This window comes from Streptomyces gossypii (genome assembly GCF_025165795.1).
Lineage (GTDB): Bacteria > Actinomycetota > Actinomycetes > Streptomycetales > Streptomycetaceae > Streptomyces > Streptomyces gossypii.
Genome location: NZ_JAJAGO010000016.1, coordinates 95,117 through 118,925 on the forward strand (window position 1 = coordinate 95,117; position 23,809 = coordinate 118,925).

A 23,809-nucleotide genomic window follows, 5' to 3' on the forward strand; every position below is an offset into this window, starting at 1 on the left:
ACTCCGTGCCGAAACTGCCCGAAGCCGTACGCAACCCCATCACGTACATCGGGGCCCGCTGGACACCCACCCAGCGCACCCTCGAACGCGCCACCCTCTCCGCCGTGGTCATGAGCGTGCTCATCATCGTGACGGGCGGCGCCGTACGGCTCACCGGCTCCGGGCTGGGCTGCGAGACCTGGCCGAAGTGCAGCGAGGAGAGCTTCACCGCCACCTCGGAGATGGGCCTGCACGGCGCCATCGAGTTCGGCAACAGGATGCTCACCTACGTGCTCTCCGCCGCCGTCGGCTGGGCCATCGTCACAGTGCGCGCCGCCAAGCCCGCACGCAGGCAGCTCGGCAGGCTGGCCTGGGCGCAGTTCTGGCTGGTCATGGGCAACGCGGTGATCGGCGGCATCACCGTGCTGACCGAGCTCAACCCGTACACGGTGGCCGGACACTTCCTGCTGGCCCTCGCGCTGCTCACCGTCTCCACCATGACCTGGCTGCGCGCCCGCGAGGGCGACGGCGAGCCGCGTCCGCTGGTGGGCAAGCCGGTCCAGCAGCTGGTCTATGTGCTGGGGGCGGCCTCCTGCGCGCTGGTGGCGGCGGGCACGGTCGTCACCGGCTCGGGGCCGCACGCGGGCGACAGCTCAGATGTGCCCCGGATGCCGCTGGACCCGGAGACGGTCACACAGCTGCACGCCTCGCTGGCCTGGATCGTGGTCACGCTGACCGTCGGGCTGTGGTTCGTCCTGCGCGCCGTGGACGCCCCCGTGGGCCCCCGCAGCCGCACCCGGGAGCTGTTCCTGGTGCTGATGGCGCAGGGCGTGATCGGCTACGTGCAGCACTTCACCGACCTCCCCGAGATCCTGGTGGGCATCCACCTGCTGGGCTCGACGCTTGTATGGATCGCGATCTGCCGTCTCGTGCTGTCGCTGCGCGAGCGGGGGCTCCCGGAGTCCGGCTCCGCGTCGGTGACCGTGACCGTCCCGGCCGCGGTGCCCGAGGACGAGACCCTGGCGGTCTCCGGCAGGTAGCGCCGGTGCCGGTTGCCGGGCGTGCGGCCGGACCTCCATGGACTACTCGGCTTACCCGTCGGTAGCATCAGGGTCATGGCAGAGACACAGCACTCCGACGAGCCGACGGCCGACTCCGACAGCGCTCACGGGGCCAGCGGCGGCGGCAGCATGAGCAGCGGCCGGGACGAGCGGCGTACGGCGCGGCTGACCAGGCGGATCATCGCTTTCACGGACGCGCACGAGGGCCCCGTGGAAGGCCAGATCGCCTATCTCGGCCAGAGCGGCGCCCGCATCGTCATGGTGGCGGAGGACGGCACCTGGGGAGACCTGGTGGCCCGCTCGAAGGAGATCGCCGAGGAGGCCGTCGAGCGTGCGGGCATCACGGTACGGGAGAGCTTCGACGGCCCGATGGCCGACCGCGTACGCACCGGACCCTACGAGTGGTCCCGCATGGCAGGCATCCAGCTGGGCGGCTGAGTTTTCGTGCTCGGTTCGCCTCCTCCCGCCGGGGCCTGAGGGACCTGAGGCATGCCTCATGGCCCCGCGTTCGCCACCCCATCACCCGGGGCCCGCGTACCCCCACCGGCACCAGCCGGGCGAGTGAGCCGAAGAGGGCGCCGGTGTCGGAAGTGACGAGGTCAAACGAGCGAGGCACGAGCGAGTGCAGCGCCGAGGGGTGTCGACACGGGTACAAGCCCTCGGAGGCGAACCGGGCACGAACTAGAGGAACGGGTCGATGGCGACGGCGAGGAAGACCACGGAGATGTACGTGATCGACCAGTGGAAGAGCCGCATCTCCTTGAGCTTGCCGCCGGTGACCCCGGCCCGCGCTCGCGACTGGAGGCCGTGCGCTTCCTTGAGCCACCAGGCGCCGGCGATCAGCGCGACGACGGGGTAGAACCAGCCGGTATAGCCCAGCGGCCAGAGCGACAGCGATACGGCGACCATCACCCAGCTGTAGAGGACGATCTGCCGGGCCACCACCGCGTTGCCCGCCACGACGGGAAGCATCGGTACGCCGACCCGCGCGTAGTCGTCCTTCACCTTCATCGACAGCGGCCAGTAGTGCGGCGGCGTCCAGAAGAACATGACCAGGAAGAGCACCAGGGCGGCCCAGCCGAGTTCGTTCTTCACCGCGGTCCAGCCGATGAAGACCGGCATGCAGCCCGCGATCCCGCCCCAGACGATGTTCTGCGCCGTGCGCCGCTTGAGGATCATCGTGTAGACGACGACATAGAAGAGCAGCGCGCCGAGCGCCAGTGCCGCCGACAGCCAGTTGACCAGCAGGCCGAACCAGAGGGTGGAGCCGATCGCGAGGGTGATCCCGAAGACGAGCCCCTCGGTCGGGCTGACGAGCCCGGTGACCAGCGGCCGGTGCTCGGTGCGGTGCATCAGCGCGTCGATGTCCCGGTCGAGGTACATGTTCAGCGCGTTGGCGCCGCCTGCCGAGAGATAGCCGCCGATGCAGGTGACCAGTACCAGCCACAGATCGGGCACACCCTGCGCGGCGAGGAACATCACCGGGATGGTGGTGATCAGCAGGAGTTCGATGATGCGCGGTTTGGTGAGAGCGATGAAGCCCCTCACCCTGGCACCGAGCGGCCGGTGGACGGTGCTGTTGTCGAGCACCCCCGCAGGACGGGATTCGACGGCCGTCACGAACACCCCTGATCAGATCATCAACAGTCTTAGACGAGCGAGCCCCGGGCAGGAAGCCCCGGTGAAAGCTCACGCTTACCACGCCACTTTAGACGTTGGCCATAGCCGCTCTCCTTCGGGGTGCCTCCGTGTTGGGAGACGGTGCCGGGCCGGGGAATATCGCCCGTCCGATACCGATTGTCCCCAGCAGAGGCCTCGTGCCTGGCGGCGAGGTGGCACAACGTGGACGTTCGAAAGGACGGGTACGCCGACAGCGGTACCCTCGACATCGCCGGTGCACCGTCCGTCACCGGCATTCGATCATGTGGAGAGGAGCCCTGACGCAGGGTGAGCAACAAGCCGACCACCACAGACCTTGACTGGACCGAACTGGACCAGCGGGCAGTGGACACCGTCCGAGTCCTCGCGATGGATTCCGTGCAGAAGGTCGGCAACGGCCACCCCGGCACGGCTATGAGCCTGGCGCCCGCCGCCTACCTCGTCTTCCAGAAGCTCATGCGGCACGACCCGACCGACCCCGACTGGACGGGCCGCGACCGCTTCGTCCTGTCGATCGGCCACTCCAGCCTGACTCTCTACATCCAGCTCTACCTGGCTGGTTACGGCCTGGAGCTGGACGACCTCAAGGCGTTCCGCACCTGGGGCAGCCGTACGCCGGGTCACCCCGAGCAGGGGCACACCGCCGGAGTGGAGACGACGACCGGGCCGCTGGGCCAGGGCGTCGCCAACGCCGTGGGCATGGCCATGTCCGCCCGCTACGAGCGCGGTCTCTTCGACCCGGACGCCGCCGCCGGCAGCTCCCCGTTCGATCACACGATCTGGACGTTCGCGGGCGACGGCGACCTCCAGGAGGGCATCTCCGCCGAGGCGTCCTCGCTCGCCGGTCACCAGCGGCTCGGCAACCTCGTCCTGCTGTGGGACGACAACCACATCTCCATCGAGGGCGACACCAAGGTCGCCATCTCCGAGGACACCGCCGCCCGGTACGAGGCGTACGGCTGGCATGTGCAGCGCGTCGAGCCGCAGCCCAACGGCGACCTTGACCCCGAGGCGCTGTACGCGGCGATGAGGGCCGCGCAGGCGGAGACCGAGCGCCCGTCGTTCATCGCCGTCCGGTCGATCATCGCCTGGCCCGCCCCGAACGCCCAGAACACCGGCGCCTCGCACGGCGCCGCGCTGGGCGACGAGGAGGTCGCGGCCACCAAGAAGCTGCTGGGCCTCGACCCGAACAAGACCTTCCAGGTGGACGAGGACGTGCTCGCGCACGCCCGCGGCGCGATCACCCGCGGCCTGGACGCACGCGCGGCGTGGGACAAGCGCTTCGCCGACTGGCGGGCCGCCGCTCCGGAGCGGGCGGCCGAGTTCGACCGCATCCGCAAGGGCGAGCTGCCGCAGGGCTGGGAGCAGCTGCTGCCGTCCTTCGAGCCGGGCAAGGGCGTCGCCACCCGTAAGGCGTCGGGCGCCGTACTCAAGGCGCTGGGTCCCGTCATCCCCGAACTGTGGGGCGGTTCCGCCGACTTGGCGGGCTCGAACAACACCTCCTTCGCGGACACCTCGTTCCTGCCCGAGGGGAACAAGGCGCCGGGCGCCGATCCGTACGGCCGCACGGTGCACTTCGGCATCCGTGAGCACGCGATGGCCGCCACCATGAACGGCATCGCGCTGCACGGCAACACGCGGATCTACGGCGGCACCTTCCTGACGTTCTCCGACTACATGCGCAACGCGGTGCGACTGGCCGCGCTGATGAAGACGCCGGTCACTCACGTCTGGACGCACGACTCCATCGGCCTGGGCGAGGACGGCCCGACCCACCAGCCGGTCGAGCACCTGGCCTCGCTGCGGGCGATTCCCGGGCTCAACATCGTCCGCCCGGCCGACGCCAACGAGACTTCGCTGGCCTGGGCCGAGATACTGCGGCGGCACGCGGACAAGCCCGCACCCCACGGCCTCGCGCTCACCCGGCAGAACGTCCCGACCTACCCGGCCAACGAGCACACGGCCCGCGGCGGCTACGTACTGGCCGAGGCCGAGGGCGGTGAGCCGCAGGTGCTGCTGATCGGTACCGGCTCCGAGGTGCAGCTGGCCGTCGAGGCCCGCGAGCAGCTCCAGGAGCAGGGCGTGCCCACTCGCGTCGTCTCGATGCCCTGCGTCGAGTGGTTCGAGGAGCAGGACCAGGCATACCGTGACAGCGTGCTGCTGCCGCGGGTGAAGGCACGGGTCGCGGTGGAGGCCGGGGTCGGGCTGACCTGGCACCGGTACGTGGGTGACGCGGGCCGGATCGTCTCCCTGGAGCACTTCGGCGCGTCCGCCGACTACGAGACCCTCTACCGCGAGTACGGCATCACCTCGGAGGCCGTCACCCAGGCCGCCAAGGAGTCCCTGCAGGCCGCAGCGCGCTGAGCGTCCGCACTCGCGCACGCACACGATCGATTTGGAGATGCACATCCCATGACAGACGCACTCAAGCGCCTCTCCGACGAGGGCGTGGCGATCTGGCTGGACGACCTGTCGCGCAAGCGCATCACGTCCGGCGCGCTCGGCGAGCTGCTCGATGAGCAGCACGTGGTGGGCGTCACCACCAATCCCACGATCTTCCAGAAAGCGATCTCCTCCGGCGACGGCTACGGCGAGCAGCTTGCCGATCTCGCCGCCCGCGGGGTGACCGTGGAAGAGGCAGTCCGCATGATCACGACGGCTGACGTCCGGGACGCGTGCGACATCCTCCGGCCGCTCTACGACTCCACCGGAGGCCAGGACGGCCGGGTCTCCATCGAGGTCGACCCGCGGCTGGCGCACAACACGGCGGCCACCGTCGCCGAGGCCAAGCAGCTCGCCTGGCTGGTGGACCGGCCGAACGCGCTGATCAAGATCCCCGCCACCCGTGGCGGCCTGCCCGCCATCACCGAGACGATCGCGACGGGCATCAGTGTCAACGTCACGCTGATCTTCTCCCTGGAGCGCTACCGCGAGGTGATGGACGCCTACCAGGCAGGTCTGGAGCAGGCGGACGCCAAGGGGCTGGACCTCTCCTCGATTCACTCGGTTGCGTCGTTCTTCGTCTCCCGGGTGGACACCGAGTTCGACAAGCGCATCGACGCCCTGGGCGACGACGCGGCCGAAGCGGCCAAGGGTCTGAAGAGCAAGGCGGCCCTGGCCAACGCCCGGCTGGCGTACGAGGCGTACGAGGAGGTCACCGCCGCCGACCGCTGGAAGGCGCTGGCCCTCCGGGGCGCCAACGCGCAGCGCCCGCTGTGGGCGTCGACGGGCGTGAAGGACCCGGCGCTTCCGGACACCCTCTACGTCACGGAGCTGGTCGCTCCGAACACGGTGAACACCATGCCGGAGGCCACCCTGGAGGCCACCGACGACCACGGTGAGATCACCGGCGACACCGTCCGCGGCAGCTACGCGGGCGCCCGCGCCGACTTGGAGGCGCTGGCGAAGCTCGGCATCTCCTACGACGACGTCGTGCAGGTGCTGGAGGACGAGGGCGTCGACAAGTTCGAGAAGTCCTGGATGGATCTGCTCAGCTCCACCGAGGCGGAGCTCAAGCGCCTCGCGCCGAAGGAGGCGTAACCGAAAGTGAGCAGCGCGGTAAATCCGCTGCGAGACGCCCAGGACCGACGGCTCCCGCGTATCGCGGGGCCGTCGGGCCTGGTCATCTTCGGCGTCACGGGCGATCTGTCACGCAAGAAGCTGATGCCCGCGGTCTACGACCTGGCGAACCGCGGGCTGCTGCCCCCGGGCTTCTCGCTGGTCGGCTTCGCCCGCCGGGACTGGGAGCACGAGGACTTCGCGCAGGTCGTCCACGACGCCGTCAGGGAGCACGCACGCACACCGTTCCGTGAGGAGGTCTGGCAGCAGCTCGCCCAGGGCATGCGCTTCGTGTCGGGCGTCTTCGACGACGACGACGCGTTCCGCACCCTCAAGGCGACGATCGAGGAGCTGGACAAGTCGCGGGGCACCGGCGGCAACTTCGCCTTCTACCTCTCGGTGCCGCCGAAGTTCTTCCCCACCGTCGTGTCCCAGCTCAAGGAGCACGGGCTGTCCGACGGGCAGGGTGACTCCTGGCGGCGGGCGGTCATCGAGAAGCCCTTCGGCCACGATCTGAAGAGCGCCCAGGACCTCAACTCCGTCGTGCACGACGTCTTCCGGCCCAGCGAGGTCTTCCGTATCGACCACTATCTGGGCAAGGAGACCGTCCAGAACATCCTGGCGTTGCGCTTCGCGAACACGATGTTCGAGCCGCTGTGGAACAGGTCGTACGTCGACCACGTGCAGATCACCATGGCCGAGGACATCGGCATCGGCGGGCGCGCGGGCTACTACGACGGCATCGGTTCGGCCCGGGACGTCATCCAGAACCACCTGCTCCAGCTGCTGGCGCTCACCGCCATGGAGGAGCCCGTCTCCTTCGAGGCCAAGCCGCTGGTCACCGAGAAGATGAAGGTGCTCAACTCCGTGCGCCTGCCGGAGGACCTGGCCGCGCACACGGTGCGGGGGCAGTACGCGGCGGGCTGGCAGGGCGGCCGGAAGGTGCTCGGCTATCTCGACGAGGACGGCATCGACCCCCAGTCGGGGACGGACACCTACGCCGCCATCAAGCTGGAGATCGACAACCGGCGCTGGGCGGGCGTCCCCTTCTATCTGCGCACCGGCAAACGCCTGGGCCGCCGGGTCACCGAGATCGCGGTCGTCTTCCAGCGCGCCCCCCACTCTCCCTTCGGCGCCACCGACACCCAGGAACTGGGGCAGAACGCCCTGGTCATCCGGGTCCAGCCGGATGAGGGCGTCACCATCCGCTTCGGCTCCAAGGTGCCGGGCACGCAGATGGAGATCCGCGACGTGACGATGGACTTCGCCTACGGCGAGTCCTTCACCGAGTCCAGCCCGGAGGCGTACGAGCGTCTGATCCTCGATGTCCTCCTCGGCGACGCGAACCTCTTCCCGCGCCACCAGGAGGTCGAACGCTCCTGGGAGATCCTCGACCCGATCGAGGAACACTGGGAGAGGCACGGCAAGCCCGAGCAGTACCCGGCCGGGACCTGGGGTCCCGCGGCGGCGGACGAGATGCTCGCGCGAGACGGACGGAGCTGGCGGCGCCCATGAACATCGATCTCACGGACACCACCTCGGGGCAGATCAACACGGCGCTGGTGCAGGCCCGCCGGGCCAGCGGCTCGCCCGCGATCGGCATGGTGCTCACCCTGGTCATCGTCACCGACGAGGGCAACCACTACGACGCGCTGAAGGCCGCAGCCGAGGCGTCCAAGGAGCACCCGTCACGGATTCTGGTGGTGGTGCGGCGTCCCGGCCGCTCGCCCCGTGACCGCGCCAAGGCACGACTGGACGCGGAGGTCCGCACCGGCAACGGCTCCGGTGAGACGGTGCTGCTGCGGCTGCACGGCGAGCTGGCCGCGCACTCGTACAGCGTGGTGCTGCCGCTGCTGCTGCCGGACGCGCCGGTGGTCGTCTGGTGGCCGGAGGACGCCCCGGAGCACCCCTCCGAGGACCTGCTGGGCACACTGGCGCAGCGCCGGATCACCGACGCGGCACAGACCGAGGACCCGGTGGCGTCGCTGCGGCTGCGCGCCGAGACGTACGCGCCGGGCGACACGGATCTGGCCTGGACGAGGATCACCGGGTGGCGGAGCGTGCTGGCGGCCGCCCTGGACCAGAAGCAGATGAAGATCACCGCCGCGCAGGTCGAGGGTGAGGCGTACAACCCGTCGACGGAGCTGCTGGCGCTGTGGCTTGCCGAGCGGCTGCGGGTGCCGGTGGAGCGGATCGTCTCCGAAGGTCCGGGCATCACGGCCGTACGGATGGAGACCACGGACGGGCAGATCTGCCTGGACCGGGCGGACGGCTCGCTGGCGGAGCTGGCCGTGCCGGGGCAGCCGGACCGGCATGTGGCGCTCCAGCGGCGCACGACGGCGGAGCTGATCGCCGAGGAGCTGCGGCGGCTGGACCCGGACGAGGCGTACGAGGAGGCGGTGCGCTTCGGGCTCAGCAGGCTGGGGGCTGCGGTGACGGCCTCGGAACCGCCTGCGGGCGGCGGCCCGGCGGGTGGCGCGACTGCCATGGGCGACGGCACGGCAGCCGAGGGCGCGGCAGCCGACGGCACGTCAGACGGCCCCGGCTCCGACGGCGGGACCGCCGAACCACAGGCCGAACCGCAGCCGGTCGCCACCCGGAAGACCACCGCCGCACCGGAGGCGAAGAAGAAGCCGACGGGCCGCCGGAGCGCCAAGTGACCACCACACCGCAGGTCGTGGTGTACCACGACAAGGAGGAGATGGCCCAGGCCGCCGCCGCGCGGCTGACGGCCAGGATCGTCGAGGCGCAGTCCGCGCGCGGCACCGCCTCCGTCGTGCTGACCGGCGGGCGCAACGGCAACGGGCTGCTGGCGGCGCTTGCCGCCCCCAGGGCCCGTGACACCGTCGACTGGTCCCGGCTGGACTTGTGGTGGGGCGACGAACGCTTCCTTCCCGACGGCGATCCGGAGCGGAACGTCACCCAGGCCCGCGAAGCGCTGCTCGACTCGGTACCGCTGGACCCGGCCCGCGTGCACGCGATGCCGCCGTCGGATGGCGCGTACGGCGGGGATCCGGCGGGCGCGGACTCGGCCGCGGCGGCGTACGCGGCCGAACTGGCCGCCGCGACGGGCCCGGAGGACCACGGGCCGGTGCCCGCCTTCGACGTGCTGCTGCTGGGCGTCGGCCCGGACACCCATGTGGCGTCGCTCTTCCCCGAGCACCCGGGGGTGCGCGAGACGGAGCGCACCGTAGTGGCCGTACACGGCGCGCCCAAGCCGCCGCCGACGCGCATCTCGCTCACGCTGCCAGCGATCCGCGCGGCCCGCGAGGTGTGGCTGCTGGCCGCGGGCAGGGACAAGGCGGAGGCGGCGGCCGTCGCGCTGTCCGGCGCGGGCGAGATCCAGGCCCCCGCCGCGGGCGCGTACGGCCGCTCCCGCACGCTCTGGCTCCTCGACACGGCCGCGGCCGCCCATCTCCCCCGCGACCTCTCCACCCCACCCGCCTCCTGACGGCGCGCGGCGTCAGCGCTCGGGCACCACGAACCGCGCCGCAAGCGTCGCTTCGGCGAGGCGCGCGGGCAGCATGGCGTTGGCCCGGTGCCCCGGGGCGGTGGTGTCGAGGACGATCATCCCGGTCTGGAGATCCGCTCGTAGTCACCCTGGAGCTGCCAGACATCAGCGCCGCGGGAGACGCGTATCGGCCAAGTATCACCTGATGACACGGTGCAGCTCGGCCCAGACGTGCTTGCCGGGTGCCCCGGCACGGGGCGCGATGGCCCAGTGGTCGGCGAGCTGGGAGACGAGGAGGAGCCCCCGGCCCGTCTCCGAGTCGGCGGGCGGCGCCTCGGCCCACGCCGCGACCGGCGGCTGCCGTTCGGTACGGGTGACGGTGACCTCGGTCCGGAAGCTCTCGCCCTCGGCGGTCGGGCTCTGACGGAGCCGGACGCGGAAGTCCCGGCCGGGTCTCAGAACTACTCGTTTCTGCGAACGCGAAGCGTGACGGTTTCCGCCTGGACCAGGCCAGTCACGCCGATCACCGGGGCCTGCCCACCGCTCGGTTTCCGCCGCCGTCGGCAGGGGTCACGATCGTCATCTGACAAGACCCGCCTGATTCCTCAGGCTTGACGTATGCCGATATCGGAATACGATGGAACCCATGGCACGAGCAGCGACGACGTCGGACGTCTTCAACGCGATCGCCGAGCCGCAGCGCCGGGAGATCCTGGCGCTGCTGCGGGCGGGTGAGCGGTCGGTGACCGAGTTGGCCCAGGAGTTGGGGATGACCCAGCCGGGGGCGTCCAAACACCTGCGGGTGCTCCGGGAGGTCGGGCTGGTGCGGGACCGCAAGGCAGGCAAGCAGCGCTTGTACGGCCTTGACGCCAGCGGGCTGCGACCGGTCCACGAGTGGACCGGCGGTTTCGAGCGGTTCTGGAACGAGAGCTTCGACCGACTGGACGCCTACGTGCAGGACCTGAATCAGACACGGAAAGCGGAGTAGCTGATGAGCACGACAGGACAAGGAACGCCGGCGCAGTCGGCGACAGCCGACCGCGAGATCGTGATCTCCCGGGTCATCGACGCCCCGCGGGAGCTGGTGTTCGAGGCGTTCACCGAGGTGCGGCACCTTTCGCAGTGGTGGGGGCCGGAGGGGTTCACCACCACCACGCGGGCGTTCGAGTTCCGCGTCGGCGGGGAGTGGGACTTCGTGATGCACGGACCGGACGGGACGGACTACCAGGAGTGGATCTCCTGGACCGAGCTCGCCCCGCCGGAGCGGATCGCGATGCTCCACGGTGAGACCCGCGACGACCCGAACGCCTTCGAGTCGGTCCTGACGTTCGAGCCCGACGGTGCGGCGACCCGGATCGAGATGCACACGGTGTTCCCCACCAAGGAGCAGCGCGACGAGGCGGTCGAGAAGTACCACGCGATCGAGGCCGGCCAGCAGACCCTGAGCAGCCTGGCTGCCTACGTCACCGAGATCGTTCGGAAGGGAGTTGAGGGCTGATGGCCGGGAAGGTGTTCTTCAGCGTGTCGATGTCGCTGGACGGTTTCATCGCGCCCGAGTCCTCCGAGGACTTGATGGGGCAGCAGTGGATGGAGCTCCAGCGGTGGATCTTCCCGCAGCGGTTCTTCCGCGAGAACCTGAAGCTGGGCGAGGGCGGCAAGGAGGGGCGCGACAACGACATCGTGCGGGAGACGTTCGAGCGCACCGGCGCGAGCGTGATGGGCAAGCGCATGTTCGACGCCGGCGAGCGGATGTGGCCGGAGGAGGCGCCGTTCCACACGCCGGTCTTCGTCGTGACGCACGAGAGGCGTGACCCCTGGGAGCTGCCGGGCGGGACCACGTTCCACTTCGTCAACGACGGCATCGAGTCCGCGCTCGACCAGGCCCGCGAGGCCGCCGGTGATCGCGACGTCCGCATCGCGGGCGGCGGCGCGACGATCTTGGAGTACGTGAACGCGGGCCTGATCGACGAGTTCTCGATCGCGCTGTCACCCGTGCTGTTCGGCTCCGGAATCCGCCTGTTCGAGGGCGTGGACGCGGGCCGCGTGGCCCTGGAGCAGGTCCGCGCGGAGCCCTCCCCGAGGGTGACGCATGTGACCTACGCCGTCCGGGAGCGGTGATTGTCCCGAACTCAGCGCTCTCCCGCCGAGGTCAGCTGCCCGCGGACGGCCCGGCCCGCCCTGGCGGCGACGACGGACTGACCCCGAACCGGCCGCCGCGCAGCCCGACCCCAGAACCTCAGAGGACCCCGGCCACGGCCGGGGTCCTCTGACATGCGCGCATACGGGCGCCTTCGATCCGAAGGCTACTGGCAGGCTACTTGTCACCCGGGGTGCCGCTCGTCAACGGCACCCCAACTCTCGGCAGAGGGACGGGAGTTCCTGTGACCAGTGGGGCAGGCTGGTACCGCGGTTCCTCATGCGGTAATCCGTGACGGCTCACACACCGCGTTGACCAGCACAGACGCGCTGACGCATGCGGCTGTCTGCGCGGAGCGCGTCTCCTGTACGCGGCCAGGGCGTGACCTCCCCGCAGGGGACCGCTGACCTATGCCCCGGCCGGACATGCGGCCCTGCGGGCGGCACGGAAGCGCTCGTAGCCGGAGCCCGCGCCGGGCGGTGTCGGTGGTGCCGGCGGGGCGGTACGGCAGTCGCGGCAGCGGCGTTCACCGGAATCGGTGGGCGTGAACAGCCGGGGCTGAGTGGGGCGGCCCTCGCATTCGCGCATGCGGACGACGCGTGGTTCCGGGCGTGGAGCGGACAGAACTTCCGGTGGTCCGTCCGGGAGCGCGTGCTCCAGCCGCCAGCGCAGCCCGCCCAGCGGAGAACGGGCGCCCGCCAGCCCCTGGGTGAGCGCGCGCCGGACCTCCTCGTACGAAAGCCCGCTGCTCGCCAGCCAGCGCGCGGCCAGCGACGCACGGCGCGGGCCGGCACGGCCGGACACGGATCGGTGCGGGCGAGGGAGCGCAGCAGCGCGTGCGCTTGCGCTTCGGCCGGGGGCTCGACCGCCTCGGGCGGTGGGTGGGTGGTGTGCTCTTCGAAATTCTTCTGTGGTTGACGGCCGACGGCCCGACTGGCCGGTTCACCGACCGCCGGATTCCGGTCACTCGGCGCCGCTGCCCCGCGTCCGTCCCGCGCGGCGGCGGCGTCCTCGGCCGACAGCGGCACATTGGACAGCAGCTGGACCGTGGCGAACCTCCCGCACTCCCCCTGAACGCGCCACTCGTGCAGATATCCCTCGGCCAGCAGTTCGCGCTTGGCCTGCTGGAAGGCGGTCTTCTTGCGCGGACGGCCGTGGCGCTCAGCGCCTCGCCGGCGCCGTCCGGCAGCGAGAGCTGCCAGGCCAGCAGGAGCACAGCGTGCGAGGACAGGCGCGGATGGCGGCACCGAAGGCGGCGACCGCATCGAGATCGCCACCAGCCTCGGCACCGTTCGTGTTCGCGACTCGAAGGACCGCACGGGAGCCATACTCGCGCTGCCGCCCGAACGCTGGGCCGCCTTCGTGGAATTCGCCGCCAAGGGCTGATCGCCTTGGGCATGAGCCGCCGGATGTGGTCAAGGCCCTCGTGCTCCAGCAGGTGGAAACCGTTCGCACGGCCCTACCGTGACGTGGAACGGCCCGTAGTCACCCACCGCCCCCTGCCCCGCCCGGCCCGACCTGCGGTTCCATGGGCCCGCCAGGAGCGCGATAGGCCGAATGGGTGTGGATGCCGGGAAATGTGCACCCTTTCCAGCCCGTTGCGTGTCTTTCCCAGCGTTCGGCCGACTGCGGCCGAACGCACGAGGCGCGTCGGCTCAGCTGAGGAAGCCACGGAGCGCGTCGTCGTGCGGAGCACGAAGGAGAGGGTATTGGCATGCGATACACCAAGCGCACCTTCGCGGCACTGGTCTGCGCGTTCGCCTTGCTTCCGGCAGGGTCGGCGCTGGCCGGGAGCGGGCCCGCGCCCAGCCCGTCGGAGTGGGAGAAGCCGAAGTCGGCGGCTCCCTCGGCGACTGGGAACCCGCTGAGCAAGAAGGCGAAGGCGGCGGCGGTCTGTTCGGACGCCAAGCCGATCGGCGAAGTCCGGTACATCGACCGGGGCGGGGTGCACATCGCCTCCGTGAAGCAGTTCCACTCGGCCAGTTGCAAGGAGAACTACGGCTACCTCTGGGTCTGGGATTCGTTCCGCCAGAACAACAAGGCGTACGACATCACGGTCGCCGTCTACAGCTACACCCAGGACGAGGTGCTGGGGAAGCGCTCGTGGACCAACACCAGTGGTCAGGAGTACTGGTCGCAGGGCACCAAGACCTCGGGTGAGTGCACGGCAGGCGTCGGCTCCCTGCGCCGGGCGGGCGACCCGCTGCCCGGACAGGCGGCCAGCACCAAGAAGTGCTGAGCGGCACCACTTGGTAAGGCGGACCGGCCCGTGCCCTCGGTGGGTGCGGGCCGGTCCCGCGCCGCGCGGCCACGCCCACCGATGGTGTGCCCGCTCTCCGGGGAAGAGGAGTTGTTCACCGCAGCGGAGGCACCTGCTGAACAATTCCGGAGCTGCTGTAGTCGTCCAGACCTCCAGTCCGCCTGACACCCGGGCTGCGAGGCCAGGGTTCAGGAGCAGAACCGAATGAGGAGGACCAACCTGTGAGGCTCACCCTCTTAACCCGTCTCGCACCCTGGAGACGCGGGCGGCTGCCGCTGGCATTCGCCGTCCTCGCCCCGGTGATGGCGGTGATGGCGATGCTGCTCGTGCCGACCACCGCGCAGGCCGCCGACGTCCAGATCACCCCCGCCGCCGGCGCCGTCACGGCCAGCACCCATGACGGGAACGAACCCGGAAACGTCGTGGACAACGACTACGTCTCCCGTTGGTCGGGCGAAGGCGACGGCGCCTGGCTGCAGCTGGACCTCGGCGAGTCCAAGACCGTCACCCACATCAAGATCGCCGTGCACAAGGGCACCACCCGGCAGAACGTCTTCGAGCTCCAGTACTGGAACGGGTCGAGCTGGGCCACCGTCTACGACGGCCAGAGCAGCGGTACGACGACGGGCCTGCAGTCGTTCGACTTCGACCCCGTCCAGACCTCGAAGGTCCGCTACCTCGGTCACGGCTACACCGGTGACGGCGAGGGCGACTGGAACAGCCTCACCGAGGTCGAGGTCTGGGGCGGCCCCGGCGACGGCGATGACGACGGCGGCGAGACCAAGCTCCCGTCCGAGGTGCTCGACCTGAGCGACTGGAAGGTGACGCTGCCCATCGGCGACGAGGAGGACCCCACCGAGATCTTCCAGCCCCAGCTCGCCGGCTACTCCCACGACCCCTTCTTCCTCGTCCCCGAGCCCGGGGACGCGGTGCGGTTCCGCGCGCCCGTCAACGGCGTCACCACCAGCGGCTCCAGCAACCCGCGCTCCGAGCTGCGGGAGATGGAGAGCGGCGGCGGGGATGAGATCGAATGGTCCTCCACGTCCGGTGGCCCGCACACCATGACCGTCCGGGAGGCCTTCACCCACCTGCCCGAGGACAAGCCGGAGGTCGTCGGCGCCCAGATCCACGGCGGCGATGACGATGTCACCGCGCTGCGCCTGGAGGGCTCGAAGCTCTGGATCACGAAGGACGACACCACCAACCACCACCTGATCACCGACAACTACCAGCTCAACACCGTCTTCGAGATCAAGTACGTGGTGAACGACGGTGAGATCGACATCTACTACAACGGTGGGCTGGAAACGACGATCGACCACTCCGACTCCACCAACTACTTCAAGACCGGCGCCTACACCCAGGCTGACTGCGAGGACTCCTCCCCGTGCAGCGCCGACAACTACGGTGAGGTCAAGATCTACGATCTGGACGTCACCCACGGCGACGACCAGGGATCCGACCAGACGCAGGCCGCCGAGCGGCACGGCTGGGGCACCCCGCTGCCGGTCTCGGACGAGTTCGACTACACCGGCGCGGTCGACCCCGCCAAGTGGGCGACACCGTCGGGCGAGTACGGCGGCACCGAAGGATGCTGGGAGGGCCACGCCGGCAACGGCCGCCGGTGCGCGAAGAACAGCACGGTGGCGGACGGCATGCTCACCATGCGCGGCGAGGCCAACGGCGACACGGGATGGCTCCGCCAGGAGCATGACGGCCAGTACGGCCGGTGGGAGATCCGGTCACGCTCACGGAACACCGGATCGAGTGGCGGCCTCTACCACCCGCTGCACCTGATCTGGCCCACCGAGGGCAACCGGCTCGAAAACGGCGAGTACGACTGGGTCGAGTACTCGGACCCCGACGCACAGTGCCTCACGGCCTTCCTGCACTATCCGCAGAGCCCCTCGGACAAGAAGGAACGCCGCGACCTCTGTCCGCTGGACATGAACGAGTGGCACAACTTCGCCTTCGAATGGACACCGGACGCATTGGTCGGCTATGTCGACGGAGAGGAGTGGTTCCGAGTCTCCGGCGGCGCGGACTCCGACCGCGGGGACATCCAGGACATGCCCTCAGGTCATCTCAACATCCAGCTCGACAACTTCACCGGCAGCAGCGGCCTCCGCCCGGCGGTCTTCGAGGTCGACTGGGTCCGACTCTACGAGTAACGAGCCTCACGACTTGATGCTCTGAGGTGCAGTCGGAGTGCGGGCCGAACCGGAAGAGCGCGAGAGGGGAGTTGGGCATGGCGGCAGAGAACATCGACGAGGTCGTGGACGAGCTTGCCGGGATCGTGCGGGAGGCCGGCCGTACCGGTGACCGGGCCGGGTACTTCGCGGCGCTGTACCGGCAGGTGACCGTGGAGGTCCGCACGGCCATCCACGGCGGACTGTTCGACGACGGCGCCCGAATGGACCGTTTCGACACGCTCTTCGGCAACCGCTACTTCGACGCGTACGACGCCTGGCACCGTGACCGGAGCGGGCCGCGTTGCTGGCGCGAGTCGTTCGGGCTGCTCGACGACGCAGACACCGTCATCGTCCAGCACCTGCTGCTCGGCGTGAACGCGCACATCAATCTCGACCTGGCCATCGCCGCCGCGCGGACCAGCCCAGGCGAGGCCATCCACGCGTTACGGCGCGACTTCCTGCTGATCAACGAAATCCTTGCGCGGGTGGTGCTGGTGGTGCAGGACTCGGTCGGCGCCCTGTCGCCGCTCATGTCGCTGCTGGACCAGGTCGGGGCCCGCACCGACGAGCGGATCCTCGACTTCAGCGTCCGTCAGTCACGTGAGGAGGCGTGGTACAACGCTGTCCTGCTTGCCGGGCAGAACGAAGGGGAGCGCGAGGCCACCATCGAGCGGCTCGACATCCGGACCGCCGTGCTCGCACGGTTGCTGGCACGACCGGGCGGCCTCGCCCGGCCCGCCCTGCAGCTGATCCGGAGCACCGAGAGTGCTGACGTACCGGCTGTCATCACCCACCTGGACAACGCCATGCAGCGACCCTCCGCCCGGCAGGGGACGGGGTGACGCCCGGCGGTCGACCGTGCGGCATCCCGCTGGAAGGGGCCAAGCCGGGACTCCTCACGACGCGGCCTCCTTCATCGCCTGCGGGTAAAGGCTCCGGGCAACGCCCCAGTCCGCTCCCTGGAAGAGTTGCCCACGGCTCAGCATCGAAGTCGATTCTGCTCGCCGCCAGGTTCAGGCGTACGCCTCGTACGAAGATCACCGCGGGCATATGCTGACCGCTCCGCATTGATCACGGGGGTGGGCGGATGGGCACTGCCAATATACGGGAGATGCGCGGTATACGCGCCGTACGGGACGCTCGCGGGGCGTCCGCGCCGCGCGGTGGCGGCGGCGATGGCGCTCTGCCTGGGCGCCGGCCTGCTGGGCGGTTGGGGGATCAATGACGACGGTCCGGGGCACCATCTGACGTACGACGACTCCGTTTCGGCTGCGGCGACCAGCAAGTACTGGCCCAGCCGCGGCGGGCGTCAGGACGACGAGGAGTTGCTGCGGGCCGCGGCACGAGCCTTCGCCTTCTACCGGGAGCGGACTGGCCAGTTCGACGCCCGGGCCCGCGCCAACGAGCTGAGCGCGGGCGAGCCGACAGTGCTGTTCGCCGGCTCGCTTGGCGCGAAGAAGGTGCCCACGGTGCTGCTCGGCTCGCGGCAAGTGCTCTTCCGTTACGAGGAGCGGGAAGGCGAGAAGGCTGACAGCCCCCTCACGACGCCGTCGCCCTACGCGGTGGAGTCGCTGCCCCGAACAGTTCAGTATGGCTCCTCACCGCTGGTGCTCAACCCGTCCAGGAACGGGTCAGCGCCGCGGAAGGACCTGCGGCTGCTGGTGCCCGAGGGCATGACGAAGCTGCGCGTCGCGGGCTTCGAGGGGAAGAGCTACGACTGGCGGCCGGTCACGGTGAAGAACGGCGTCACCGGGCCGCTGCGGACCTACGATCCCAGCTTCACCTCCGTGAGCCGGGAGGATCAGCGGCACAGCATCGGAGGGTGCCGCGACCACGGACTGCTCCTGCGGGCCACCATCGAGCCGAGTACGGGGGAATCGCACGAGATGTTCTACGTCGTGCGCGGCAAGGACTTCCACGCCGTCAGCGCCAGGCTGGGGGGGCACCGACATGTTCGACGCCCCGCATGTCCGCACCCTGGCCCGGTCGCTCATGTGCGAGAACGGGCCCGTCGAGTGGGACGAGCACATCACCGAGGTGTCCTCGGAGCGGGTATGGACCGGTGAGTCGGCCGACGGGCAGGGGCGTCAGGAGATCATCCGCCTGGACACGGAGTCGCCAGCGCGGGCCACTTCCACCTCCCGGCTGCTGGTCGGGGTCGACGAGCCCCGGCATCTGACCTACCTCAGCAAACCTCAGGAATCCGGCACGGGCGACACGCACTTCGACAGCCTCTACGGGGTGTGCGCCTCCTGGGACGGCCGGGTGGTGGTGGCCGACGGCAGCAAGGTCACCAGGATCGAGGTCACCGAGCTGGGCTCCGGGGAGACGTACACGGCTGACGGAGACTCACTCGTCGCACGGCGTAAGGTCAGCGGCGACGAGCCCGGAGCGCTGACCGCGGCCGTCACCCGGACCAGGCGTCACAAGGGCGGCCGCGAGACGCCCTATACCGGCGTCATCCACTGCCACCACGCACTGGACACCCCAGACTTCTGACGCTGCCGTCGTACCAACGGCAAGGTCAAGGTCTCATGGCCGGGACGACCTCGCCGAGGTGTCGGGTCGACTCGGACGCCGGACCGCCGAAGGCCGCTCCGCGCCCTCTGGCCGTGTCCTAGCCACTAGCGTTAGCGGGGCCTGGGACGGATGCGAGGAGGCACGGTGATCACTTGGCGGCGGGTGACCGAGGGGGACTTCGGGTTGCTGCGGGAATGGCTGGCGCAGCCGCACGTGGCCCGGTGGTGGCACCACGACACGTCCCCGGAGGCCATCGCACGGGACTTCGGGCCGGCGGCACGCGGCGAGGAGCCGTCCGAGGACCTGCTGGTCATGCTGGACGACACCCCGGTTTCCTTGGTCCAGCGGTGCCGGTATGCGGACTACCCCGACTACCGGGCCGAGTTGGCCGCACAAATCGACCTGCCCGACACGGCCGTCACTATCGACTACCTGCTCGGCGACCTCGCACGGGTGGGGCAGGGGCTGGGCCCGCGCATCATCCGGGCGATCATCGCGGCCACCTGGACCGACCATCCGGACGCCGCCGCCGTCGTCGTCCCGGTCCACGCGGCCAACCGCGCCTCGTGGCGGGCGCTGGAGAAGGCCGGACTGCGAAGAATCGGCCCCGCCGACCTGACCCCGGACAACCCGGCGGACGACCGCACCCACGAGGTCTACCGCATCGACCGCCCCGCCACCCCAGACTGACCACGGTTGACGAAGATCGCCATACCGTCGGCGGACTTCAGGTGGCGAGGTGGAGTTCGGCCCAGATGTGTATTCCGGGCGCGCCGGTGCGAGGCGTGATGCCCCAGCGGTCGGCGAGCGGGGAGACGAGATACAGGCCGCGGCCCGTCTCGTCTGGGAAGGTCGTCAGCTGCCAGCGAGCCGTGGAACGTGCCGGGCCGCGGTCTCCCCGGCCCGGTCAGCCGTACATCGCCACGCGGTAGAGAGTCGCAAGCGCGTCGTCGACGGGATGGGGCTGCGGCTTGCCGGAGGAGTCGAACCCGTTCCACCTCTGCAGGTTCACCGCGACTGCCATCTGCCGCTTGCCGTCGGCACGGGTCATGGCCAGCGCTCCACCACCCCAGACCGTGCCTCCATGGCCCCAGAAGATGCCCTGCCCGGGCCCCTCCATCGGGTACAGGCCGAGGCCGTAGTCGATCGTCTTGCCCTCTTGGGAGACGACCGGGGCAGTGCGTTGCATCTGCGCCAGCGACGACGGGCTGACGATCTCCCCGGCCAGCAGCATGCCGTAGAAGCGATTGAGGTCGGTGACGGTCGATATCAGCGAGGCCGACGGTCCCGCGTATGACATGTCGAAGACGCTGTAGTCGCGCGGAGGGTCGATCATGCCGAACCATGCCTCGTAGAGCTGCGAGTGCGGCCCTTCGACGTACGGGCCGGCGGGGAATCCGGTGTCCCGGAGCCCGGCGTGCTCGATGACGTTCCGGGTGATGCACAGCTCGGCCGTTGTGCCGCTCACCTCTTCCAGGAGTTGGGCGAGGAGCAGGTAGTTGGTGTTGGAGTACACCCCCGGAGTGCCGCCCGGGGTGCCGACGGCAGGTGCGGTGACCCCCATCTCGATCAGTTCGGCGGGGTCGAACCGCGTATGCCGGTGGTCGTCCAGGCTCTGCGGCCTGGTGTCCGCGGCGACGGGGAACGCCTTGAGGGAGGGGTAGGCGTACGGGAGGTACTCGGCGAGGCCGCTGGTGTGGTTGATCAGCATCCGGACCGTGATCGCGTCACCGCGTTCCTTGGGAACCAGCTTCGGAAGGTACCGGCCGATCGGTGTGTCGAGACCGATCTGACCGCTCTCGACCTGTTGCAGGACCGCTGCGGCGGTGAAGGTCTTGGTGATGCTGCCGACCCGGTGCCGCATGTCGGCGGTGACGGGGCGGCCGGTGGCGACATCGGCGACCCCGGCGGCACCGCGCCAGACCTGGTCACCGTCTCGCACCTCGGCGAACAGGCCCGGCATCCCGGCGCGGTGGACGTCTTCGATGGCTGCGTTCAGCGCTGCGGAATTCAGTGGGTTCTTCACGTCCTGCGTCCTTTCGTGTTCCCCGGGGTGAGCTCCGCATCGGTTGCCTGACCCGGGTGACAGGGCACGCGTGACACGTCGGCCCGCCTGCTGCCGGGTCGCTCGGCACGCTCATGTCCTCATTATGCACGCGGTGCGTGCAACGCCAAGTGCACAAGTTAGACTGAGTTCGACGAGAGGGGCGAAATGACAGGTCGAAGGCGTTGGTCGACCGAGGAAATCCTGGATGCGGCAGTGGAGTTGCTGCGCACGAGCGACACAGAGTCGTTCAGTGTGCGCAAGCTCGCCGCGACCCTTGGGACCGATTCCTCCAGTCTCTACCGGCACTTCCGCAGCAAGACAGAACTGCTGCGCGCGGTCGCCGACCGCATCCTCCTGGCCTCCATGGACGACTACCACCCCGAGGGCGACTGGAAGCAGCGCATCACCGCCCTGGCCCTGCGCGTGAGGGAGGCGTTCGGCCGGCAGCCCCAGCTCGCCGCTGTCTGGGGACGGTATGCGTCAGGCGGCGCCGGTTCCCGGCTGGTCGTGGAAGAGGTACTACAGGCCCTGCGCGCGTCGGGACTGCCCGACGCGGAGATCCCGGCGCGCTACCACCGGCTCGCGGTCCTCATCGCCGCGCTGATCGCCTCCGAGGCCGAAGTCAGCACCATCACTTCGGAAGAGTACGAACAGGGCATGGAGCTGTTCCGCGTCACGGTACTCGGCGCCGACCCCGAACACTTCCCCGCCCTGGCCTACTTCGCCCGCGACGTCCGCCCTCTGGGGGTGGATCGCCGCGCCGCGTTCGAAGAGATCCTCGCCGCCCACCTTGCCCACATCGAGGCCGCAATCTGCCCGAGCTAATGCCGCGTACGCCAATTTTTGCCCCGTCGACGATGGCGCGTAGGCATAGGTCGTCGGCCGCTTGGAGGTCAAGTGCGCGCTGAGCAGTCCCTACGGCCTCGGCGGCCTGAGTGGGGCCGGGCGGGGCTTTGGCCCCGCCCGGCCGGGCGTCACTTCTCGAGGAGCGTGACGCGGAAGGACCGCGGTGTGGAGATGTTGCCCGCCGCGTCGATGGTCCGGTACTCCACGGTGTGCGTGCCGTATTCGGGCGTCGCGTCGTCCCATGGCACCCCGCGGAACGAGCCGAGCTTGCCGTAGACGAGATCGTCGATCACGGTGCCGCCAGGGGTGAAGCGGAACGGAGCGTCCGCGTCCGTCGGCCAGCCGTAGTACGTGTACCAGCCGTCGCCGTTGACCCGGAACTGCGAGATCACATGGCCGTCCTGGTCATCGGCCGACGTCAGCTTCATGGTGAACGGCCCGTCGTACACGTACTCCGCCGGACGGCCCGGCCGGTGCACCGTGTGCAGCGGTTCGGAGAGGTCGTACGTGGCCTTGGCCGCTGTTGCGTCCACGGCCCACTTCAGGGACTGTTTCGTGCCCGGAATGCGCGCCGTCAGCGTGTGGGTGCCCGGGCGGAGCTTGAGCGCGCCGAGGTCCAGGTCGCGGTCGTTGCCCCGGTTGTGCACCGTACGCCCGTCCAGCTTCCACTGCACCCGGTAGGTCCGCTTGGTGGGATGCGTGGTGTCGGCGTACACCACCGACTCCGCGCCGACCGGCGTATCGGTCGCGGTGTGCCCGGTGAACTCGGGTGAGACCGGAGTGCGCCGGGTCGGCGGTGCACCCTTGCCCGCCTGGACGGTCCACGTCACCCTGCGGGTCAGGGAGGTCTCCCGGATCGCCGGGTCGCGCACGAAGGACGTGGGGTCGGTGACGGTGGCCGTCACGGTGTGCTTCCCCGGGCTGAGGTCGAGACGGCGCAGGTCGAGGGTGCGCACCGACTTCGCGGCCTGCTTGCCGTCGACGGTCCAGTTTGTGGAGAGCTCGCCGCCGACCGGGTGGAGGGTGTCCACCCATAGGGTGCGGTCGTCGCGCACGGGCGCGGCGTTGGGGGCGTGCGCTTCGACAAGGTCTACCTTGTCCGTGATGGCCTGCGTCATGACCTCGCGCTCGACCTGGTCGAAGGAGTAGCCGAGGCTCTTCATCATCGAGTGCTCACTGGGCCGCCAGACGCCCTTGGTCTGGTAGAGGCCGCCCTCGTGACCTCCGATGGTGCCGCCGGACAGGCTCTCCTCACCCAGCCAGCGCCACCACTTCTTCCGCTCGGCCCGCATCTCGTCCTCGGTGAGCAGGGTGTGGTGGCGGGAGGCGGGTTCGTCTCCGGTGTAGGTGCCGCCGGGTTCGCCGCGTGCGTAGTAGTCGTACTCGTCCTGGAGCTTGCCCAGCGAGTGGCCGATCTCGTGCGGAGTGATCAGTGTGGAGAGGGCGTTCCCGCCGCTCGCGGTGGCGTAGGTGCCGCCCGCGCCGCCGTACGTGTCGCTGTTGCCGAGGGCCACGATCTGCCGGTTGGCGCTCTCGGTGCCCGATACCAGATCGGCGAGGGCGGCCGCCTTCCGGGAGTCGACGGTGAGCAGCCGCTGCACACTGTCCGCGTTGCAGCCGCCCCAGAAGCCCATGTCGAGCGGGGTGTCACGGTGCGGCGAGGTCAGGGACGGGTCACAGTCGACGCCGGACTCCGCGGAGGGGGTCTCGACTGCCCAGACGTTGATGTAGGAACGGTAGGAAGCGAAGGGCTCCTGGCTCCACAACACGTTGAGGTGCTTCTCGATGTCGGCCCGGAACTCCGGGAGTTGATCGGCGGTGTAGCCGTCGCCCAGGACGACGAGGTTGAAGCGCCGGTCGGCGGGGCCGGTCGTCTGGACCGGCACAACGGTCGCGGCGTCGGTCACCTCGGCGACGCTCGCCTCAGCGGCGCTAGCCCGCGCGGGCTCCGCGGTGGCGGACGGCGCCACCGTGACACACACGCCCAGGAGCGCCGCCGCGGTGGCGGCACTCGCAAATTTGTCCGGGATTCTCATAAGCTCGCAGCGTACGGCGATGTCCGGGTGGTTGGTAAGAGGCTGAGCGGAATGATCGCCTCC

General features: G+C 69.8%; 23 protein-coding genes. 19 read left to right on the top strand and 4 right to left on the bottom strand.

What is annotated here, in order from left to right; translation table 11 throughout:
• The first annotated feature begins 5 nt into the window (after positions 1–5).
• Positions 6–1,019, top strand: a complete 1,014-nt coding sequence (locus tag LHJ74_RS28750; RefSeq protein ID WP_260221134.1) for a COX15/CtaA family protein — start codon at positions 6–8, stop codon at positions 1,017–1,019.
• A gap of 75 nt (positions 1,020–1,094) precedes the next feature.
• Complete coding sequence (locus LHJ74_RS28755; protein ID WP_375546859.1) at positions 1,095–1,478, top strand: hypothetical protein; 384 nt, start codon at positions 1,095–1,097, stop codon at positions 1,476–1,478.
• Positions 1,479–1,721: 243 nt separating this feature from the next.
• On the opposite strand, the gene LHJ74_RS28760 is transcribed toward LHJ74_RS28755, so the two are convergent.
• Entirely contained in the window at positions 1,722–2,660 is a 939-nt protein-coding gene (locus LHJ74_RS28760) for a heme o synthase (protein ID WP_260221135.1), read from the bottom strand.
• A 327-nt stretch (positions 2,661–2,987) separates the two neighbouring features.
• Between LHJ74_RS28760 and tkt the strand changes: the two genes are divergently transcribed.
• From tkt to LHJ74_RS28805, 9 genes are all read left to right on the top strand, one after another.
• A complete protein-coding gene (gene tkt / locus LHJ74_RS28765) occupies positions 2,988–5,063 on the top strand; it encodes a transketolase (protein ID WP_260221136.1) in 2,076 nt (691 codons plus the stop codon).
• Positions 5,064–5,111: 48 nt separating this feature from the next.
• Positions 5,112–6,239, top strand: a complete 1,128-nt coding sequence (gene tal, locus LHJ74_RS28770) for a transaldolase (protein ID WP_260221137.1) — start codon at positions 5,112–5,114, stop codon at positions 6,237–6,239.
• Between the two features lie 6 nt (positions 6,240–6,245).
• Entirely contained in the window at positions 6,246–7,772 is a 1,527-nt protein-coding gene (gene zwf / locus LHJ74_RS28775; RefSeq protein WP_260221138.1) for a glucose-6-phosphate dehydrogenase, read from the top strand.
• Positions 7,769–8,917, top strand: coding sequence for a glucose-6-phosphate dehydrogenase assembly protein OpcA (gene opcA, locus LHJ74_RS28780; RefSeq protein WP_260221139.1), 1,149 nt, complete (start codon positions 7,769–7,771; stop codon positions 8,915–8,917). The genes zwf and opcA overlap by 4 nt, the downstream gene beginning before the upstream one ends.
• On the top strand, positions 8,914–9,708 hold the full coding sequence (gene pgl, locus LHJ74_RS28785) for a 6-phosphogluconolactonase (protein ID WP_260221140.1): 795 nt from the start codon (positions 8,914–8,916) through the stop codon (positions 9,706–9,708). Before opcA ends, pgl begins: the two co-directional genes overlap by 4 nt.
• A gap of 205 nt (positions 9,709–9,913) precedes the next feature.
• The gene (locus tag LHJ74_RS34270; protein ID WP_311203363.1) at positions 9,914–10,132 is read left to right on the top strand and encodes a hypothetical protein; all 219 of its coding nucleotides are present in this window, start codon (positions 9,914–9,916) and stop codon (positions 10,130–10,132) included.
• A gap of 222 nt (positions 10,133–10,354) precedes the next feature.
• Positions 10,355–10,696: an ArsR/SmtB family transcription factor gene (locus LHJ74_RS28795; protein WP_260221141.1), complete on the top strand. Its 342-nt coding sequence runs from the start codon at positions 10,355–10,357 to the stop codon at positions 10,694–10,696.
• Positions 10,697–10,699: 3 nt separating this feature from the next.
• Positions 10,700–11,206, top strand: coding sequence for an SRPBCC family protein (locus LHJ74_RS28800; protein ID WP_260221142.1), 507 nt, complete (start codon positions 10,700–10,702; stop codon positions 11,204–11,206).
• Entirely contained in the window at positions 11,206–11,826 is a 621-nt protein-coding gene (locus tag LHJ74_RS28805) for a dihydrofolate reductase family protein (RefSeq protein WP_260221143.1), read from the top strand. The genes LHJ74_RS28800 and LHJ74_RS28805 overlap by 1 nt, the downstream gene beginning before the upstream one ends.
• A 427-nt stretch (positions 11,827–12,253) precedes the next feature.
• Here LHJ74_RS28805 and LHJ74_RS28810 read toward each other — a convergent pair whose 3' ends face one another.
• Positions 12,254–12,649 carry a hypothetical protein gene (locus tag LHJ74_RS28810; RefSeq protein WP_260221144.1) on the bottom strand — a complete coding sequence of 132 codons (396 nt, stop codon included), beginning with the start codon at positions 12,647–12,649 and terminating at the stop codon, positions 12,254–12,256.
• Between the two features lie 336 nt (positions 12,650–12,985).
• On the opposite strand from LHJ74_RS28810, the gene LHJ74_RS28815 reads away from it, so the two are divergent.
• The 7 genes from LHJ74_RS28815 (at position 12,986) to LHJ74_RS28845 (ending at position 19,507) form a co-directional block, all read left to right on the top strand.
• Positions 12,986–13,231: a DUF397 domain-containing protein gene (locus tag LHJ74_RS28815; protein ID WP_260221145.1), complete on the top strand. Its 246-nt coding sequence runs from the start codon at positions 12,986–12,988 to the stop codon at positions 13,229–13,231.
• A gap of 328 nt (positions 13,232–13,559) precedes the next feature.
• Positions 13,560–14,084, top strand: a complete 525-nt coding sequence (locus LHJ74_RS28820; protein ID WP_260221146.1) for a hypothetical protein — start codon at positions 13,560–13,562, stop codon at positions 14,082–14,084.
• A gap of 338 nt (positions 14,085–14,422) precedes the next feature.
• Positions 14,423–16,276 carry a polysaccharide lyase family 7 protein gene (locus LHJ74_RS28825; RefSeq protein ID WP_260221147.1) on the top strand — a complete coding sequence of 618 codons (1,854 nt, stop codon included), beginning with the start codon at positions 14,423–14,425 and terminating at the stop codon, positions 16,274–16,276.
• 77 nt (positions 16,277–16,353) lie between these two features.
• On the top strand, positions 16,354–17,139 hold the full coding sequence (locus LHJ74_RS28830; protein ID WP_260221148.1) for a DUF5995 family protein: 786 nt from the start codon (positions 16,354–16,356) through the stop codon (positions 17,137–17,139).
• Between the two features lie 333 nt (positions 17,140–17,472).
• Positions 17,473–18,363, top strand: a complete 891-nt coding sequence (locus tag LHJ74_RS28835) for a hypothetical protein (protein WP_260221149.1) — start codon at positions 17,473–17,475, stop codon at positions 18,361–18,363.
• Complete coding sequence (locus LHJ74_RS28840; RefSeq protein WP_260221150.1) at positions 18,290–18,796, top strand: hypothetical protein; 507 nt, start codon at positions 18,290–18,292, stop codon at positions 18,794–18,796. The genes LHJ74_RS28835 and LHJ74_RS28840 overlap by 74 nt, the downstream gene beginning before the upstream one ends.
• A 165-nt stretch (positions 18,797–18,961) precedes the next feature.
• Positions 18,962–19,507: a GNAT family N-acetyltransferase gene (locus LHJ74_RS28845; RefSeq protein WP_260221151.1), complete on the top strand. Its 546-nt coding sequence runs from the start codon at positions 18,962–18,964 to the stop codon at positions 19,505–19,507.
• Positions 19,508–19,724: 217 nt separating this feature from the next.
• Here the strand turns inward: LHJ74_RS28845 and LHJ74_RS28855 are convergent, their stop codons facing one another.
• Positions 19,725–20,843 (bottom strand): serine hydrolase domain-containing protein, encoded by a 1,119-nt coding sequence (locus tag LHJ74_RS28855; RefSeq protein ID WP_260221152.1) that lies wholly within the window; start codon positions 20,841–20,843, stop codon positions 19,725–19,727.
• Between the two features lie 186 nt (positions 20,844–21,029).
• Here LHJ74_RS28855 and LHJ74_RS28860 point away from each other — a divergent pair, with 186 nt between their 5' ends.
• Positions 21,030–21,689, top strand: coding sequence for a TetR/AcrR family transcriptional regulator (locus tag LHJ74_RS28860; RefSeq protein WP_260221153.1), 660 nt, complete (start codon positions 21,030–21,032; stop codon positions 21,687–21,689).
• A gap of 149 nt (positions 21,690–21,838) precedes the next feature.
• On the opposite strand, the gene LHJ74_RS28865 is transcribed toward LHJ74_RS28860, so the two are convergent.
• Positions 21,839–23,746: a M64 family metallopeptidase gene (locus tag LHJ74_RS28865; protein WP_260221154.1), complete on the bottom strand. Its 1,908-nt coding sequence runs from the start codon at positions 23,744–23,746 to the stop codon at positions 21,839–21,841.
• Positions 23,747–23,809: the final 63 nt, after the last annotated feature.